Annotated in this window: 13 protein-coding genes and 1 tRNA gene; 7 read left to right on the forward strand and 7 right to left on the reverse strand. The window is 67.0% G+C overall.

Going from position 1 to position 14,438, the window contains the following annotated elements; genetic code table 11:
• Positions 1-3: 3 nt before the first annotated feature.
• From BN2660_RS14940 to BN2660_RS14965, 6 genes are all read right to left on the reverse strand, one after another.
• A complete protein-coding gene (locus BN2660_RS14940) occupies positions 4-1,362 on the reverse strand; it encodes a DUF1254 domain-containing protein (RefSeq protein WP_091234052.1) in 1,359 nt (452 codons plus the stop codon).
• 34 nt (positions 1,363-1,396) lie between these two features.
• Positions 1,397-1,888: a DUF1269 domain-containing protein gene (locus tag BN2660_RS14945; RefSeq protein WP_091234056.1), complete on the reverse strand. Its 492-nt coding sequence runs from the start codon at positions 1,886-1,888 to the stop codon at positions 1,397-1,399.
• Positions 1,889-2,455: 567 nt separating this feature from the next.
• Complete coding sequence (locus BN2660_RS14950) at positions 2,456-3,442, reverse strand: aldo/keto reductase (protein ID WP_091234860.1); 987 nt, start codon at positions 3,440-3,442, stop codon at positions 2,456-2,458.
• Between the two features lie 24 nt (positions 3,443-3,466).
• Entirely contained in the window at positions 3,467-4,225 is a 759-nt protein-coding gene (locus BN2660_RS14955) for an SDR family oxidoreductase (protein WP_091234059.1), read from the reverse strand.
• 23 nt (positions 4,226-4,248) lie between these two features.
• Positions 4,249-4,920: a flavodoxin gene (locus tag BN2660_RS14960; RefSeq protein ID WP_091234062.1), complete on the reverse strand. Its 672-nt coding sequence runs from the start codon at positions 4,918-4,920 to the stop codon at positions 4,249-4,251.
• A gap of 62 nt (positions 4,921-4,982) precedes the next feature.
• Positions 4,983-5,864, reverse strand: a complete 882-nt coding sequence (locus BN2660_RS14965; RefSeq protein WP_091234065.1) for an aldo/keto reductase — start codon at positions 5,862-5,864, stop codon at positions 4,983-4,985.
• A gap of 134 nt (positions 5,865-5,998) precedes the next feature.
• On the opposite strand from BN2660_RS14965, the gene BN2660_RS14970 reads away from it, so the two are divergent.
• Positions 5,999-6,871, forward strand: coding sequence for a helix-turn-helix transcriptional regulator (locus BN2660_RS14970; RefSeq protein ID WP_091234068.1), 873 nt, complete (start codon positions 5,999-6,001; stop codon positions 6,869-6,871).
• The gene (locus BN2660_RS14975; RefSeq protein WP_091234071.1) at positions 6,868-7,602 is read left to right on the forward strand and encodes an SDR family oxidoreductase; all 735 of its coding nucleotides are present in this window, start codon (positions 6,868-6,870) and stop codon (positions 7,600-7,602) included. Before BN2660_RS14970 ends, BN2660_RS14975 begins: the two co-directional genes overlap by 4 nt.
• Positions 7,603-7,898: 296 nt before the next feature.
• On the opposite strand, the gene BN2660_RS14980 is transcribed toward BN2660_RS14975, so the two are convergent.
• Positions 7,899-7,971: transfer RNA gene (locus BN2660_RS14980), tRNA-Val, on the reverse strand.
• Between the two features lie 153 nt (positions 7,972-8,124).
• Here BN2660_RS14980 and aceE point away from each other — a divergent pair.
• From aceE to BN2660_RS15005, 5 genes are all read left to right on the forward strand, one after another.
• Complete coding sequence (aceE, locus tag BN2660_RS14985; protein WP_091234075.1) at positions 8,125-10,848, forward strand: pyruvate dehydrogenase (acetyl-transferring), homodimeric type; 2,724 nt, start codon at positions 8,125-8,127, stop codon at positions 10,846-10,848.
• A 31-nt stretch (positions 10,849-10,879) separates the two neighbouring features.
• On the forward strand, positions 10,880-12,085 hold the full coding sequence (locus BN2660_RS14990) for a PucR family transcriptional regulator (RefSeq protein WP_091234078.1): 1,206 nt from the start codon (positions 10,880-10,882) through the stop codon (positions 12,083-12,085).
• A 115-nt stretch (positions 12,086-12,200) separates the two neighbouring features.
• On the forward strand, positions 12,201-13,121 hold the full coding sequence (locus BN2660_RS14995; protein WP_091234080.1) for an ACP S-malonyltransferase: 921 nt from the start codon (positions 12,201-12,203) through the stop codon (positions 13,119-13,121).
• Entirely contained in the window at positions 13,118-14,119 is a 1,002-nt protein-coding gene (locus tag BN2660_RS15000) for a beta-ketoacyl-ACP synthase III (RefSeq protein WP_091234083.1), read from the forward strand. The genes BN2660_RS14995 and BN2660_RS15000 overlap by 4 nt, the downstream gene beginning before the upstream one ends.
• Before the next feature lie 67 nt (positions 14,120-14,186).
• Positions 14,187-14,435 carry an acyl carrier protein gene (locus tag BN2660_RS15005; RefSeq protein WP_017202249.1) on the forward strand — a complete coding sequence of 83 codons (249 nt, stop codon included), beginning with the start codon at positions 14,187-14,189 and terminating at the stop codon, positions 14,433-14,435.
• Positions 14,436-14,438 lie beyond the last annotated feature (3 nt).

Here is a 14,438-nt window from a genome sequence, read left to right on the forward strand (position 1 = left end):
CGGTCAGGCGCTGCCCGGGCCGCTGTCGACCCGCGTGATCGCCGGGAAGACGTAGCTCTGGTCGAGCACCGCGCTGTCGGGCTCGTACATGCGCATGACCGGGCGGAAATCACCGGCCGGGCTCGGCAGCCAGTTCGCCGCCGCCTTCGCATCCTCGGGCTTCTCGTGGCTGATCGTGATGGTGAGGGCTCCGTCATCATCGAGGATCACGCCCGGCGTCCGGTCTCCGAGGGAGTACCGTCCGAGGGGATTCTCGACGAGATAGAAGTCCGGAACCGAGTACATCGTGATCGACCAGAACGCACGTACGGGCGGGGGCGGGTCGAGGCGCAGGGTGTATGTCCGCGCGCCCGTCAGCTGCTCGCCACGATCGTCCACGTAGGTCATGATGTAGGCGGCCTCGTAGGGGTGGTTCCCCCACAGGCCCCCGATCGCCGCTGCCGCGCGCTCGACGATCCGGAGCTTCGGATCGTCGATCTTGAACCGGTCGTCGTCGAGCGCACCGACCTCGAAGAAGTCGAGGTTGTAGTCGAAGGCGTGGAACGTGAGCTTCCACCCGTTGACCTCCGGGGAGTGACCGGAGACGAGGGCGGAGTGCAGCGCCTCCTTCGCCGACGCGAGCCCGGAGACGAGCGCAGCGGTGACGTCGGCGGCAAGACCGACGTAGGGAGACGGCCCTTCCGCGGTGAGACCGAGCGGTGCCAGGCTCTGCTGGAGCGGCTCGTCGCGCTCGGCCGGCGGGAACTGCTGCGACCAGATCCGCAGTTTCTCGAAGAAGGCCAGCTCCTCGGGGACTCCGGTGTCAGGCACGGCGAGTCCCGCGGGCGTGGCGTCCGGATCGAGCGGGGTCAGGGTGGTGGCATCCTGCAGGGCGTGCACGACCGGCAGATCGTCGTCGCTGGCCACGGCCCAGCGTCCGACGATGGATGCCACCAGGGTCGGGAAGCGGATGACGGTCGTCCCCGCGTCGGCGGTGCCGCTCCACGTCGGCGGGACGAGGAGGAACTCTCCTTCCCCTGTGCCGGTGGCGCGATGACCGACGTAGGCGAAGTTGTCCGTCCACGCCGAGACGAACTGGAGCACGTAGTAGCGGCCGCCGGTGTCGGGCACGTGCAGCGCGACGGGACCGACGCTGAGATCGATCTGCGCCATCGAGTACACGGTGTCGTTGTTGATCGTGACGAAGGTGTCCGCCGGGCCGGCCAGTGCACGCGCGTGACTGAACGTGTTGAAGGGCGCCGCGGGATTCGCTCCGACGCCGTCGGTGACGTACCTCGTGACCTGGTCGAGGTTGAACACGAGCGGGAACCCGTAGAGATAGGCCTGCGTGATCTGCCCGGGTTGGGGATCGATGATGTTCATGAGTCTCCTGCGCACGTCGTCGGTGAGGGCGGAGTCACTGGGCGCCGAGGTCGTGGATGAGGGCCTGCTCGTCCTCCTCGGACAGAGACGTCTGGACGACGGTTCCCTCGTACGGGGCGAGGGCGGCGGCGAACTTGTCCTGGGTGAGCTTGACGGCATAGACGACGACGGCGGACTTGCCGGCGGAGACCGTGCTCTTGACCCGGTCTCGGAACTGGGCGTCGAGCCCGCTCTTGTCGAGTCCCGCGAACAGAGCCCCGAAGAGTCCGCCGAAGATCAGACCGGCGAACGGGACGAAGAAGAGGATTCCGATCAGGGTCCCGAAGAGCGCGCCGCCCGCCGCACCGGCGCCGATGTTGCCGACCGCTCCGGGGTATTCGACGTGCGTCTTCCCCTCGCCGTCCACCTTGACCAGCGCGAGACCCGCGAGCTGGACGACGAGGTCGTTCTCCAGGGACTGCACTTCGTTGAACGCTGCTTCAGCCTGTGCCTCGTTGTCGAACGCGATGACGATCAGATCGGACATGGGGGCTCCGTCTCTTCGAGCCACGGCCCTGCCGGTCGCGGCGGTGCGACGCAGCCGAAGGCGACCGCGTGTGAGTCGACCATAGGACGCCGTCCGGGTGCCGCGCCAGTGAACGTTTGGGGATGACACCGATCCCGAGGCGACCGCATGCCTGATCGCGGCATGGCGTTCGGCATGACGGACGGAGGAGACGAGGAGAGGTGGGCCCTGCCGGGATCGAACCGACGACATCCACGGTGTAAACGTCCAACTCGGCGGGCAACCATTCTCTTTCCCGGATGCCGACGCGATGTCAGCAATCCTCGTGCTCGCGAACAGGGTTACGCAGTACGGCGTGTTTCGGTTTATCGACTACGCCGGCCACGAGCCGCAACTTGCGGAGCGCCTTCGGGCGACCTCTCTACGCTGGTACGCGCGCATCCCGAAGGTTCCGGGAGCACCCGAACGGCTTGAGGATGTTACTGGATACCCGCCCCCGTGACCGGGTCCGCCAGTCCTGACAGCGGCGAGTGACGATCGAGTCACCGCGTCCGCACTGACCGGCGGTTTCGATAGTTCAGTGCTTCCTTAGCGATCGATCCACTTCTGCATGCTCGCGGGGTACCGCGCGAGCGAGGTGTCGACGAGGCTCGATGCGGTCGTCAGCTGCACGAGTTCGTCATCGTTAAGGGCGACAGCGGATGCTCCGACGTTCTCCTCCAGGCGGTGAACCTTCGTCGTGCCGGGGATGGGCGCAATCGAGGTGTTCTGTGCGAGGAGCCATGCGAGGGCGACCTGGGCGGATGTCGCGTTCCTTCGCGCTGCGATCTGCGCGAGCAGGTCGACCAGTTGCTGCCCCGCGTCGCGACCTTCAGCGCTGTAGCGTGGCAGGGTCGCTCGGACGTCTCCCTCACCGAACGATGTCGAGGTGTCGAGGGTGCCCGTGAGAAGCCCCTTTCCTAAAGGACTGAACGGGACCAGCCCGATGCCGAGTTCAAGCAGGGCCGGGAGGATCACCTCTTCGGGTTCCCGCCACCACAGTGAGTACTCGCTCTGCAGGGCAGTGACCGGCTGGACGGCGTGCGCGCGGCGGATGGTGTCGGCACCGGCTTCGGATAGACCGAAGTGGGTGACTTTGCCTGCGTCGATCAGCTCTTTGACCGTCCCGGCGACGTCTTCGATGGGGACTGCGGGATCGACACGGTGCTGATAGAGCAGGTCGATCTTGTCGACACCGAGACGCTGAAGCGATGCGTCCACGGTCTGTCGAATGTAGCCCGGGGTGCTGTTCAGTCCGGTTTCGCTGGTGCCGTCGAAGTCGAAGCCGAATTTGGTGGCGATCACGACATCGTCGCGGACGGGGGCGAGTGCTTTGCCGACCAGCTCTTCGTTGGTGAAGGGGCCGTAGACCTGGGCGGTGTCGAAGAAGGTCACTCCGAGGTCGACAGCGCGCCGGATCACCTCGATGCCGTGTGCGTCGTCGAGGTTGTGTCCGTAGCCGTGGCTGAGGCCCATGCATCCGAAGCCGATGGCGGATACTTCCAGGCCGGTGCGGCCGAGAGTGCGGGTGTTCATGTGCATCTCCATTTCGATCGGTGATCAGGCGTTGCCACGGACGGTGTTGAGGTCGTCGACGACGCGCTGGGGTTCTTCGGACGCGGGCAGGTTGTCGGTATCCTTGGCGCCGTCGAGGGACCCGGTGGGGTCGGGTTCCAGGGCGCCGAATACCGGTCCGAGGTCGACCTGTTCGGGGCCGTGTTCGGCGACGAGTTCCAGGGTTCGGCGGTCGGCCTGAGGGTTGGTGAGGCTGTCGAGCAGTACGCGGGCGATCTGTCTGCGGGCGATCACGCCGTCTGCGGGGGTACCGGTGAGGTGGGTGTCGCCCTGACGCATGGTGATTTTCAGCTGATCGGGTGCGTTGTAGTCGAACCAGCCGGGGCGAACGATCGTGTACGTGTTGCCGCTGGCGCGCACGAGGCGCTCGCCGCGTCGCTTCCATTCGGATGTCTCGTAGTGTGCGGTGACTCCGATCGTTGTCATCAGCGCGATCCGGGCGGGTCGGCCATTCAGAGCGCGAAGCACATTGCGCACAGCCCCGTAGTTGACGGCCTCCGGCTCGTTGCTGCTGCCGTGTGTGAAGACAACGGCGTCGATACCGTCAACGGCCTCTGCGAGCGTGCTGGCGTCCGTGAGGTCACCGATGACTGTCTCGGCTCCGGAAGCGATCCCGCGGGCCTTGCTGTTGTTGCGGACGAGCGCTCGGGTGTGATGTCCGGCCTGGACGGCTTGTTCGACGACGTGCTGCCCGATGCTTCCTGTTGCTCCGACGATGAGGACGGTGAGGGCGTGGTCGGTCATGGTGGTTCTCTCCGGTGGGTTGTTCAGAGTCCGATGCGTCGAAGCCAGGCTTGGACGTCGGGTTGAGCTTGTGCGGCTGCCTCGCCTTGCACGGCGAGGCCTTCGGCGATCGTGGAATCGGGGCAGAGATCTACGTAGTCGCTGTCGACGCGTCCCATGCCACTCACGGCGTACGTGACGAACGGGTGGATGGTTTTCCCGGCGAGGTCGACGCCTTCGACGAAGGTGCGCATGATCATCGGGGTCTGCACATTCCACACGGGACTGCCCAGCAGGACGATGTCGTAGTCGGAGACGTCGGGGAGCGGGTTCGCGATCGCGGGGCGGGCGTCGTCGTTCTCTTCCCGCACGTTCCGTTGCACGGTCTCTTCGTAGTCGTCCGGGTACGGATCGGCTGGTTCAATCCGATAGACGTCGACGGTGGTTGCGGCGGCGATCATCTCCGCGACGACCTGAGTGTTTCCTACATCGAGGTCGATGCGGTCGCCGTAGTAGTAGTTCTCGCCCGGGCGGGAGAAGTATGCCAGCAGCACCCGGCCCCCGGAATCGGGTGAGGAAGCGCCTTCGGTCGGTTGTGGGGTCGGGGTGGGTGTGGTCATTGTGGTCTCCCGGTTCGGAGTGCAGGCGGCAAGGACGGTCGCAAGCACTGTGCCGCCGAGAACGGCACCGGCAGCGAGGAAATCACGGCGGTTCATGGTGCCTCCTAGGGGCGGGAGGGGCGGGCGCGAACGTTCGGGTCGTTCGCGCCCGCAGCGGGTCACGCCTCGGGGATCGGCTTTCCGAAGTTCTCGAGGGTGATGACGTCGGGCTCGGGTCCACCGCGAACGCCAGTGTCGAGGGCGTCGATCTGAGCGACCTCGTCGGGGGTGAGTTCGAAGTCGAAGACGTCGAAGTTCTCCGCGATGCGGTGCGCTTTGGTCGACTTGGGGATGACCTGTACGCCATTCTGGATGTGCCAGCGGAGCATCACCTGCGCGGCGGACTTGCCGTGCTTCTCACCGATGGTGAGGATGACGGGCTCGTCGAAGCTGCGCTTCGCGGATTCCCGGTAGGACGTGATGCCGCCGATGGGCGACCACGCCTGAGTGGTGATGCCGTGCTTCCGGTGGAGCGCGACGAGTTCCTTCTGCTGGAAGTACGGGTGCAGCTCGATCTGGTTCACCGCCGGCACGACGTCGGTCTGTTCGAGAAGCTGGGTCAGGTGCTCGGGCATGAAGTTGCTGACACCGATCGCGCGGACCTTCCCGTCGGCAAGGAGCTGCTCGAGCGCCTTGTATGCGGCGATGGTCTTGTCGAACGCGGACGGCAGCGCCTGGTGGAGGATGAACAGATCGATCTGCTCGACGCCCAGCTTCGCGGCGCTCTTCTCGAACGCGTGGAGGGTTTCGTCGTAGCCGTAGTCGCTGATCCACACCTTGGACTCGATGAAGATGTCCTCGCGAGGCACACCGGATTCGCGGATGCCCTGACCGACCTCCTTCTCGTTCCCGTAGGCGGCAGCGGTGTCGATGTGGCGGTAGCCGGTGCGGAGCGCTGTCGCGACAGCGGCGACGGTCTCCTCGGGCGGGGTCTGGAAGACACCGAGGCCGATGGCGGGGATCTCCACCCCGTTGTTCAGAGTGATCGTTGAAGTGGTCATGCCTCCACGCTAAGCACCGTCGACAACGAGGTGAGAGTCCCTGTCATTCACCCCCACAATGTGCTTGTCTCTGGGCGCTGGGGGTGAATGACAGGGACTCCCGCAGCGCGAAAGCGCGGGCTACCGTCGAATGTATGGACACCAGGCACGAGGTTCAGGAATTCCTCACCGCACTCCGCGGCCGCATCACCCCCGAGCAAGCCGGTCTGACCTTCTTCGGAGGAGAGCGGCGTGTGCCCGGCCTGCGCCGTGAGGAAGTCGCGCAGCTCGCCGGAGTGTCAACGGCGTACTACACGCGGATGGAGCGTGGTGACCTCGGTGGCGTCTCGGAGAGCGTGCTCTACGCGCTCGTCAACGCGTTCCAGCTCAACGAGGCCGAACAACAGCACCTCTTCGACCTCGCACGGGCAGCGACCGGCTCCCTCCGAGCACCCCGCGCCAAACGAGAGACCCCGGTTCCAGCCCGGATCGTTCAACTCATCGACACCATGAGCGACGTGCCAACCGTCGCCCTCTCCACCCTCGGCACGCCCCTGGCGGCCAACACCCTCGCGCGGGCCCTTCTGCCGTTCATGTTCCCGGAGGGCAAGCCACCGGTGAACAGCGCCCGGTATCTGTTCCTTGACCCGGCATCCCGGGAGTTCTACCTCGACTGGGAGAAGATCGCCCGCGAAATGGTCTCCTCACTTCGCCTCCGCGCGGGACACGACCCCTCCGACAAGGCCCTCTCCGGTTTGGTCGGCGAACTCGCCACGCGCAGCACCGAATTCCGCACCTGGTGGGGCAGCCACACCGTCCGCACCCACACCACCGGCTCCAAACGGATCCACCACCCCATCGTGGGTGAGATGACCCTCGGATTCGAATCACTCACACTTCCCTCCACGCCTGATATTCGCCTCACCACCTACCTCACCGAACCAGGCTCACCATCCGCCGACGCGCTCAACATGCTCCGCAGCTGGATAGCCGAAGCGCCCGCCACCCAGAAGGAGACCCAGCTATGACAACCGAGACCGCCACTCCTCGCGTCGCCGTCATCACCGGAGCATCATCGGGCATCGGCGAAGCCACCGCCCGCGCACTCCACGCCGCCGGGCACATTGTCGTACTGCTCGCCCGCCGCGCAGACCGCATCAACACCATTGCCACCGAACTCGGTGACCGCGCAATCGCGATCCCCGCCGACGTCACCGACCGCGACTCCATCACCGCCGCAGCAGAACGTGTCCTGGCCGAACTCGGCGGCGCCGACATCCTCATCAACAACGCCGGCATCATGCTTCTTGGCCCCTTCTCCGCTGAGCAGCGCGACGACTACCGGCAGATGATCGAGGTCAACCTCATGGGCGCGATCACCACCGCCGAAGTCTTCCTCCCGCAACTCAGGGCCGCGGATGCAGGAGATATCATCAACATCTCCTCCGTCGCAGGCCGCACCGCTCGCGCAGGAAACGGCGTCTACGCCGCAACCAAATGGGGCATCAACGGCTGGTCAGAATCGCTCCGCCAGGAGCTCCTCCCCCAGATCCGCGTCACCCTCATCGAACCGGGCGTCGTTGACACCGAACTCCCGCACCACACCACCCACGGACAAACCAAAACTGCAATCAACGATCTCTACGCCAAAGCAACAGTCACCGCGGACGACATCGCCGAAGTAATCGCCTTCACTCTCGCGCGCCCCCGACACCTCGCCATCAACGAGATCCTCCTCCGCCCGGCTGACCAGGCATAGCGAGGCATGCGGAAGAGCAAGAGTTCACCGGTGTGCAGCATCGGTGCGCCGCGGAGCGCCTCCCACTGCTCGCCCTTCGCGCTCCAGAACGCAAGGGTTCGCGAACTAGACGGCACGAGCACGGTGAATCTCCACTTGCCACCGGGAAGCTCGCCCGAGATACAGCATCGGTTGCAGGCGCCCGGCGATTATGCTCCGAGAGCTAACTGAGGTCACGTGCGACCGGGGGCCGCCGGGGGGGCCGCGCATGATTTCGCGGCGCCGATCACTTTCGGTCGATGCCACTGATTTCTAGGTGGGCCCTGCCGGGATCGAACCGACGACATCCACGGTGTAAACGTGGCGCTCTACCAGCTGAGCTAAAGGCCCTGGTGCCCTCAGTCTACCCACGACCCGATGCGCGCCGATGTCGTGGAAGAGGGCTAGGCTGAGGGCGGCACGCGTTGTGCACAGCCGACAAGGCTGCCCGCGTCGCTTCCCGTTTCATTGGCATGACCTGCCAGCTTGACGAAAGGCTCCCCCGTGACTGTGCACGACCAGGATCCATACTCCCAGGGCCCCCTCGACAGCGATCCCGAAGAGACCGGCGAGTGGCAGCAGTCGCTCGACGAGCTCGTGGACGCCAAGGGGCACGGCCGCGGTCGCGAGATCATGCTCAGCCTGCTCAAGCGCTCCAAGGAGCTGCACCTGAATGTGCCGATGGTTCCGACCACGGACTACATCAACACGATCGCTCCCGAGAACGAGCCCGAGTTCCCGGGTGACGAAGAGGTCGAGCGCCGCTACCGTGCGTGGATCCGCTGGAACGCGGCCATGACGGTGCACCGCGCGCAGCGCCCCGGCATCGGCGTCGGCGGACACATCTCGACCTACGCATCGTCCGCGGCGCTCTACGAGGTGGGCTTCAACCACTTCTTCAAGGGCGCCGACAACGCCGGCGGCGGAGACCAGATCTTCATCCAGGGCCACGCCTCCCCCGGCACCTACGCCCGCTCCTTCCTCGAAGGACGCCTGACCGAGGACCAGCTCGACGGATTCCGTCAGGAGAAGTCCCGCGAGAACGGCATCCCGTCGTACCCGCACCCGCGGCTGATGCCGGAGTACTGGCAGTTCCCGACGGTCTCGATGGGTCTCGGCCCGATCAACGCCATCTACCAGGCGATGTCGAACAAGTACCTCGAGAACCGCGGCATCAAGGACACGTCGGCCTCGCACGTCTGGGCCTTCCTCGGCGACGGCGAGATGGACGAGGTCGAGAGCCGCGGACAGCTGCAGGTCGCGGCGAACGAGGGCCTCGACAACCTCACGTTCATCGTCAACTGCAACCTGCAGCGCCTCGACGGTCCCGTGCGCGGAAACGGCAAGATCGTGCAGGAGCTCGAGTCGTTCTTCCGCGGCGCGGGCTGGAACGTCATCAAGGTCGTCTGGGGCCGCGAGTGGGACGACCTGCTCGCCCGCGACACCGAGGGCGCTCTGCTCAACCTCATGAACGTCACCCCCGACGGCGACTACCAGACGTACAAGGCCGAGTCCGGCGCGTACATCCGCGAGCACTTCTTCGGCCGCGACGAGCGTGCCGCCGCCCTCGTCAAGGACTACTCCGACGAGGACATCTGGAACCTGAAGCGCGGTGGGCACGACTACCGCAAGGTCTACGCCGCCTTCAAGGCCGCGACCGAGCACAAGGGCAAGCCGACCGTCATCCTCGCGAAGACCGTCAAGGGCTACGGCCTCGGTCCGCAGTTCGAGGGCCGCAACGCGACCCACCAGATGAAGAAGATGACGCTGGACAACCTCAAGACGTTCCGTGACGCGATGCACATCCCGATCACGGATGCGCAGCTCGAGGAGAACCCGTACCTGCCCCCGTACTACAACCCGGGACCGCAGGACGAGACGATCCAGTACATGCTCGAGCGCCGTCAGGCCCTCGGCGGGTTCCTCCCGGAGCGGCGTTCGACGCACGTCGGCCTGTCGCTTCCGGACGACACCGCGTACGCCCTGCCCAAGAAGGGCTCGGGCACGCAGGAGATCGCGACGACCATGGCGTTCGTCCGTCTCCTGAAGGACCTGCTGCGCTCGAAGGACTTCGGTCACCGCATCGTCCCGATCATCCCCGACGAGGCACGCACGTTCGGCATGGACGCGTACTTCCCGACGGCGAAGATCTACAACCCGAACGGCCAGCACTACACGTCGGTCGACCGGGAGCTGCTCCTCGCCTACAAGGAGAGCCCGCAGGGCCAGATCGTGCACGTCGGCATCAACGAGGCGGGCGCTCTCGCGGCCTTCACCGCCGCGGGCACGTCGTACGCCACGCACGGCGAGCCGCTGATCCCGATCTACCTCTTCTACTCGATGTTCGGCTTCCAGCGCACGGGCGACGCCCAGTGGGCAGCCGGCGACCAGATGGCCCGAGGCTTCATCATCGGCGCCACCGCCGGTCGCACCACCCTCACGGGTGAGGGCCTGCAGCACGCCGACGGCCACTCGCACCTGCTGGCGGCGACGAACCCGGCGACGGTGTCGTACGACCCCGCGTACGGGTACGAGATCGCGCACATCATGCGGTCGGGCCTCGAGCGCATGTACGGCGGGAACCACGAAGACCCGAACGTCATGTACTACCTGACGGTCTACAACGAGCCGCTCGTGCAGCCCGTCGAGCCGGCGGATGTCGACGTCGACGGCATCGTGCGTGGTATCCACCGCGTGTCCGTCGGTGAGGGCGAGGGCCACCGCGCCCAGCTCTTCGCCTCGGGCGTCGGACTCCCCTGGGCCCTCGAGGCGCAGGCGCTTCTGAAGAACGACTGGGGCGTGATCGCCGACGTGTGGTCCGTCACCTCCTGGACCGAGCTGCGTCGCGACGGTCTCGCCGCCGACGAGCACAACTTCCTGCACCCCGAGGAGGAGCCGCGTACGGCCTACCTCACGCAGAAGCTGGAAGGCGTAGAAGGACCGGTCGTCGCCGTGAGCGACTACATGCACGCCGTGCAGGACCAGATCCGCCCGTGGGTGCCCAACCGTTTCGCGACGCTCGGCGCCGACGGCTTCGGGTTCTCCGACACGCGCGCCGCCGCTCGTCGCTTCTTCAAGATCGACGGCCCGTCGATCGTCGTCCGCACTCTGCAGTCTCTCGCCGAGGAAGGCAAGGTCGACCGCTCGCTCGCCGCGCAGGCCATCCAGAAGTACAGCCTGCACGACGTGACCGCTGGCACCAGCGGCAACGCGGGCGGCGAAAGCTGAGCCATCGGTGACAGGCTCCTCTCCGCGCGGAATGGACAAGGCCGCGACGCTCACCTGGCTGCGCCGGATCTCCGGTGACATCGCCTCGGTGACGATCAAGCGCCTGGAGGACACCCTCCCCTGGTACGCCGACATGCCACCAGCCCGCCGCTCTGCGGTCGGGCTGGTGGCACAGGCCGGTATCACCTCGTTCATCCAGTGGTACGAGGATCCGACATCGACCCCCTGGATCGCCGCCGACATCTTCGCCGCCGCCCCCCGCGAGCTGCTGCGGAGCGTGAGCCTCCAGCAGACGCTGCAGCTCATCCGGGTCACCGTCGAGGTGACCGAGGAGCGCGTCGCCGGCCGGGGCGACGACCTGCGCGAAGCGATCCTCCTGTACTCCCGCGATGTCGCCTTCGCGGCCGCCGACGTCTACGCCAGGGCCGCCGAGGCTCGAGGCCTCTGGGACGCACGTCTCGAAGCCCTCGTCGTCGATTCCATTCTCACCGGTGAGGCGGACGAGGAGCTGCCGAGCCGGATCGCTGCTCTCGGATGGCACGGCCACGGCGAGGTCGCGGTACTCGTCGGCACGACTCCGCCGCAGTTCGACGTCGACCTCGTGCGCCGCACGGCGCGCAAGCTGTCCGTCGACGTCCTCATCGGCGTGCAGGGCTCCCGGCTGGTGCTCGTCATCGGCCGCGCCCGCATCGCGGGGCAGGAGGTGCCGGACGGCGAGGAGGAGGAACTCGGCTTCGAGGAGATCGCCTCGCGCCTCGAGCCCTCGTTCGGCCCCGGATACGTCGTCCTCGGACCCGCCGTCGCCGCTCTCGTCGACGCGAGCCAGAGCGCGCGAGCGGCACTCGCCGGTTTCGCCGTGGCCCGCGCCTGGCGCAGCGCACCGCGCCCGGTCGAGGCCGACGACCTGCTGCCCGAGCGCGCCCTCGCCGGAGATCCGCTCGCCAAGCAGACGCTCATCGAGCGGATCTTCCGCCCCCTGCAGGCGCACTCGACCGACCTCGTCACGACACTGTGGAGCTATCTCGACAACGGCCGTTCGCTCGAGGCGACGGCGCGCGAGCTGTTCGTGCACCCCAACACGGTCCGCTATCGCCTCAAGCGCGTGAGCGAGGTGATCGGCTGGGACGCGACCGGCCCCCGCGAGGCGCTCATCCTGCAGACGGCGCTCATCCTGGGGTCGATCGGCGCCGCCGAGCAGGTCCGCCGCAGGCCCCCGCTCCGTCGACCTCAGCGCTGAGTCCATCCCTCGGCGCGCCGTATCCGCCGCCGCTGTGCGCCACACACAAGGGTTTTCCCGAATCTTGTGATGGATCATCCACCGATCTCGGCCGATCGTTGGCAGACTTGGGGATGTGATTGTCGTCGTATGCCCCGGACAGGGCTCGCAGACCCCCGGCTTCCTCTCCCCCTGGCTCGAGCTGGACGGCGTGGCGGAGAAGCTCGTCGCCTACTCCGATGCCGCTGAGGTCGACCTCCGCCAGCACGGGACGGTGTCGGATGCCGACACGATCCGTGACACCCGCGTCGCGCAGCCCCTCATCGTGGCCGCTTCCCTCATCGCGGCCGACGCGCTGACGGCACGCGCCGGACGCCGCGCCGACGGAATCGCCGGCCACTCGGTCGGCGAGATCGCGGCGCTCGTCGGCAGCGGGGTCATCGACGCCGAGACCGGTATGCGCCTCGTCGGCATCCGCGGTCGGGCCATGGCGGATGCCGCCGCTCAGACCCCGACCGGAATGAGCGCCGTCCTGGGCGGCGACGAGGAGGCGATCCTCGCGCGCCTCACCGAACTCGGCCTCTCCCCCGCGAACTACAACGGCGGCGGTCAGCTCGTGGTCGCCGGCGAGCTCGCGGGGCTCGACGCCCTCGCCGGCGAGCCGGTCAAGGGCTCCCGCGTGATCGCGCTGCAGGTGGCCGGCGCCTTCCACACGTCGTACATGCAACCTGCGGTGGCCGCGCTCCGCGACGCCGTCTCGACCGTGGCCCCCGCCGACCCCGACCTCACGCTCTGGACCAACCGCGACGGCTCGGTCGTCACCGACGGAGCACAGGCGCTGGACTACCTGGTCGACCAGGTCTCGTCGCCCGTGCGCTGGGACCTCTGCATGGCGTCCTTCGCCGACCGTGGCATCACCGGGCTCATCGAGCTCGCCCCCGCCGGCGCTCTGACCGGCCTCGCCAAGCGCGGACTGCGCGGCGTGCCCACGGTCGCCGTCAAGACCCCCGATGACCTCGATGCGGCCGTCGCGCTGCTGAACGGAGAAGCCGCATGAGCATCACCCTGACCCAGGCCACGGGCCCCGCGTTCACCCGCATCTACTCGTACGGCGCCGCGCGCGGCGAGAACGCCGTCCCGAACGAGGACCTCATCGGTCCGATCGATTCCAGTGACGAGTGGATCCGTCAGCGCACCGGGATCGTCACCCGCGTGCGTGCCGATCACGACACCGACGCGATCGACCTCGCCACCGTCGCGGCGACGGAGGCGATCGAGAAGTCGGGCGTCCCGGCCGACCAGATCGACCTCGTCATCGTCGCCACGATCAGCAACCCGAAGCAGTCGCCGTCGGTCTCCGCGATCGTCGCCGACCGCGTCGGAGCCAATCCCGCGGCGGCGTACGACGTCAACGCCGCGTGCGCGGGATACGCCTACGCCGTCACCCAGGCGGACGCCCTCATCAAGGCGGGCGCGGCCCGCTATGCGCTGGTGATCGGCACCGAGAAGCTCTCGGACATCGTCGATCCGGCCGACCGCAGCATCTCGTTCCTGCTGGGCGACGGCGCCGGAGCCGCGCTCATCGGTCCGAGCGACACTCCCGGCATCGCGCCGGCCGTATGGGGGTCCGACGGCTCGAAGGCCGACGCCGTCGGCATGAACGGCACGCTCACCGAGTTCCGCGACGGCGAGGTGCCGTGGCCGACGCTCCGTCAGGAGGGCCCGACGGTCTTCCGGTGGGCGGTGTGGGAGATGGCGAAGGTGGCGCGCGAGGCCCTCGACAAGGCGGGGGTCGAGCCGACGGACATCGCCGCCTTCATCCCGCACCAGGCGAACGTGCGCATCATCGACGAGTTCGCCAAGCAGCTGAAGCTGCCGGAGTCCACGGTGATCGCCCGCGACATCGAGACGACCGGCAACACCTCGGCGGCGTCCATCCCGCTCGCCAGCCACCGGCTGATGGCCGAGCACCCCGAGCTCTCGGGCGGACTCGCACTGCAGATCGGCTTCGGCGCGGGCCTCGTCTTCGCCGCTCAGGTCGTCGTCCTCCCCTGACGACGCGCCACTTTCCCTAGACTGTTCCACGGTTCCGAATACAACCCGCAAGAAAGAGGAAGACCACATGGCTTTCACCAACGATGAGGTCCTCGCTGGCCTCGCAGAGCTGATCACCGACGAGACCGGCATCAACGCCTCCGAGGTCGCCCTCGAGAAGTCGTTCACCGACGACCTCGACATCGACTCGATCTCGATGATGACGATCGTCGTCAACGCCGAGGAGAAGTTCGGCGTCACCATCCCCGACGACGAGGTCAAGAACCTCAAGACCGTCGGCGACGCCGTCAACTTCATCGTCGCAGGCCAGGAGTAATCC

Source organism: Microbacterium sp. 3J1 (genome assembly GCF_001049495.1).
Classification (GTDB): domain Bacteria; phylum Actinomycetota; class Actinomycetes; order Actinomycetales; family Microbacteriaceae; genus Microbacterium.

What these genes read in the sequence shown, in the direction of transcription:
- BN2660_RS14960 (WP_091234062.1), bottom strand. Translation starts at nt 4,920, where the DNA reads ATGAACCGCCGTGATTTCCTCGCTGCCGGTGCCGTTCTCGGCGGCACA.
- BN2660_RS14945 (WP_091234056.1), bottom strand. Translation starts at nt 1,888, where the DNA reads ATGTCCGATCTGATCGTCATCGCGTTCGACAACGAGGCACAGGCTGAA.
- BN2660_RS14950 (WP_091234860.1), bottom strand. Translation starts at nt 3,442, where the DNA reads ATGAACACCCGCACTCTCGGCCGCACCGGCCTGGAAGTATCCGCCATC.
- BN2660_RS15000 (WP_091234083.1), top strand. Translation starts at nt 13,118, where the DNA reads ATGAGCATCACCCTGACCCAGGCCACGGGCCCCGCGTTCACCCGCATC.
- BN2660_RS14955 (WP_091234059.1), bottom strand. Translation starts at nt 4,225, where the DNA reads ATGACCGACCACGCCCTCACCGTCCTCATCGTCGGAGCAACAGGAAGC.
- BN2660_RS14970 (WP_091234068.1), top strand. Translation starts at nt 5,999, where the DNA reads ATGGACACCAGGCACGAGGTTCAGGAATTCCTCACCGCACTCCGCGGC.
- BN2660_RS14940 (WP_091234052.1), bottom strand. Translation starts at nt 1,362, where the DNA reads ATGAACATCATCGATCCCCAACCCGGGCAGATCACGCAGGCCTATCTC.
- BN2660_RS14965 (WP_091234065.1), bottom strand. Translation starts at nt 5,864, where the DNA reads ATGACCACTTCAACGATCACTCTGAACAACGGGGTGGAGATCCCCGCC.
- BN2660_RS14990 (WP_091234078.1), top strand. Translation starts at nt 10,880, where the DNA reads ATGGACAAGGCCGCGACGCTCACCTGGCTGCGCCGGATCTCCGGTGAC.
- BN2660_RS15005 (WP_017202249.1), top strand. Translation starts at nt 14,187, where the DNA reads ATGGCTTTCACCAACGATGAGGTCCTCGCTGGCCTCGCAGAGCTGATC.
- BN2660_RS14975 (WP_091234071.1), top strand. Translation starts at nt 6,868, where the DNA reads ATGACAACCGAGACCGCCACTCCTCGCGTCGCCGTCATCACCGGAGCA.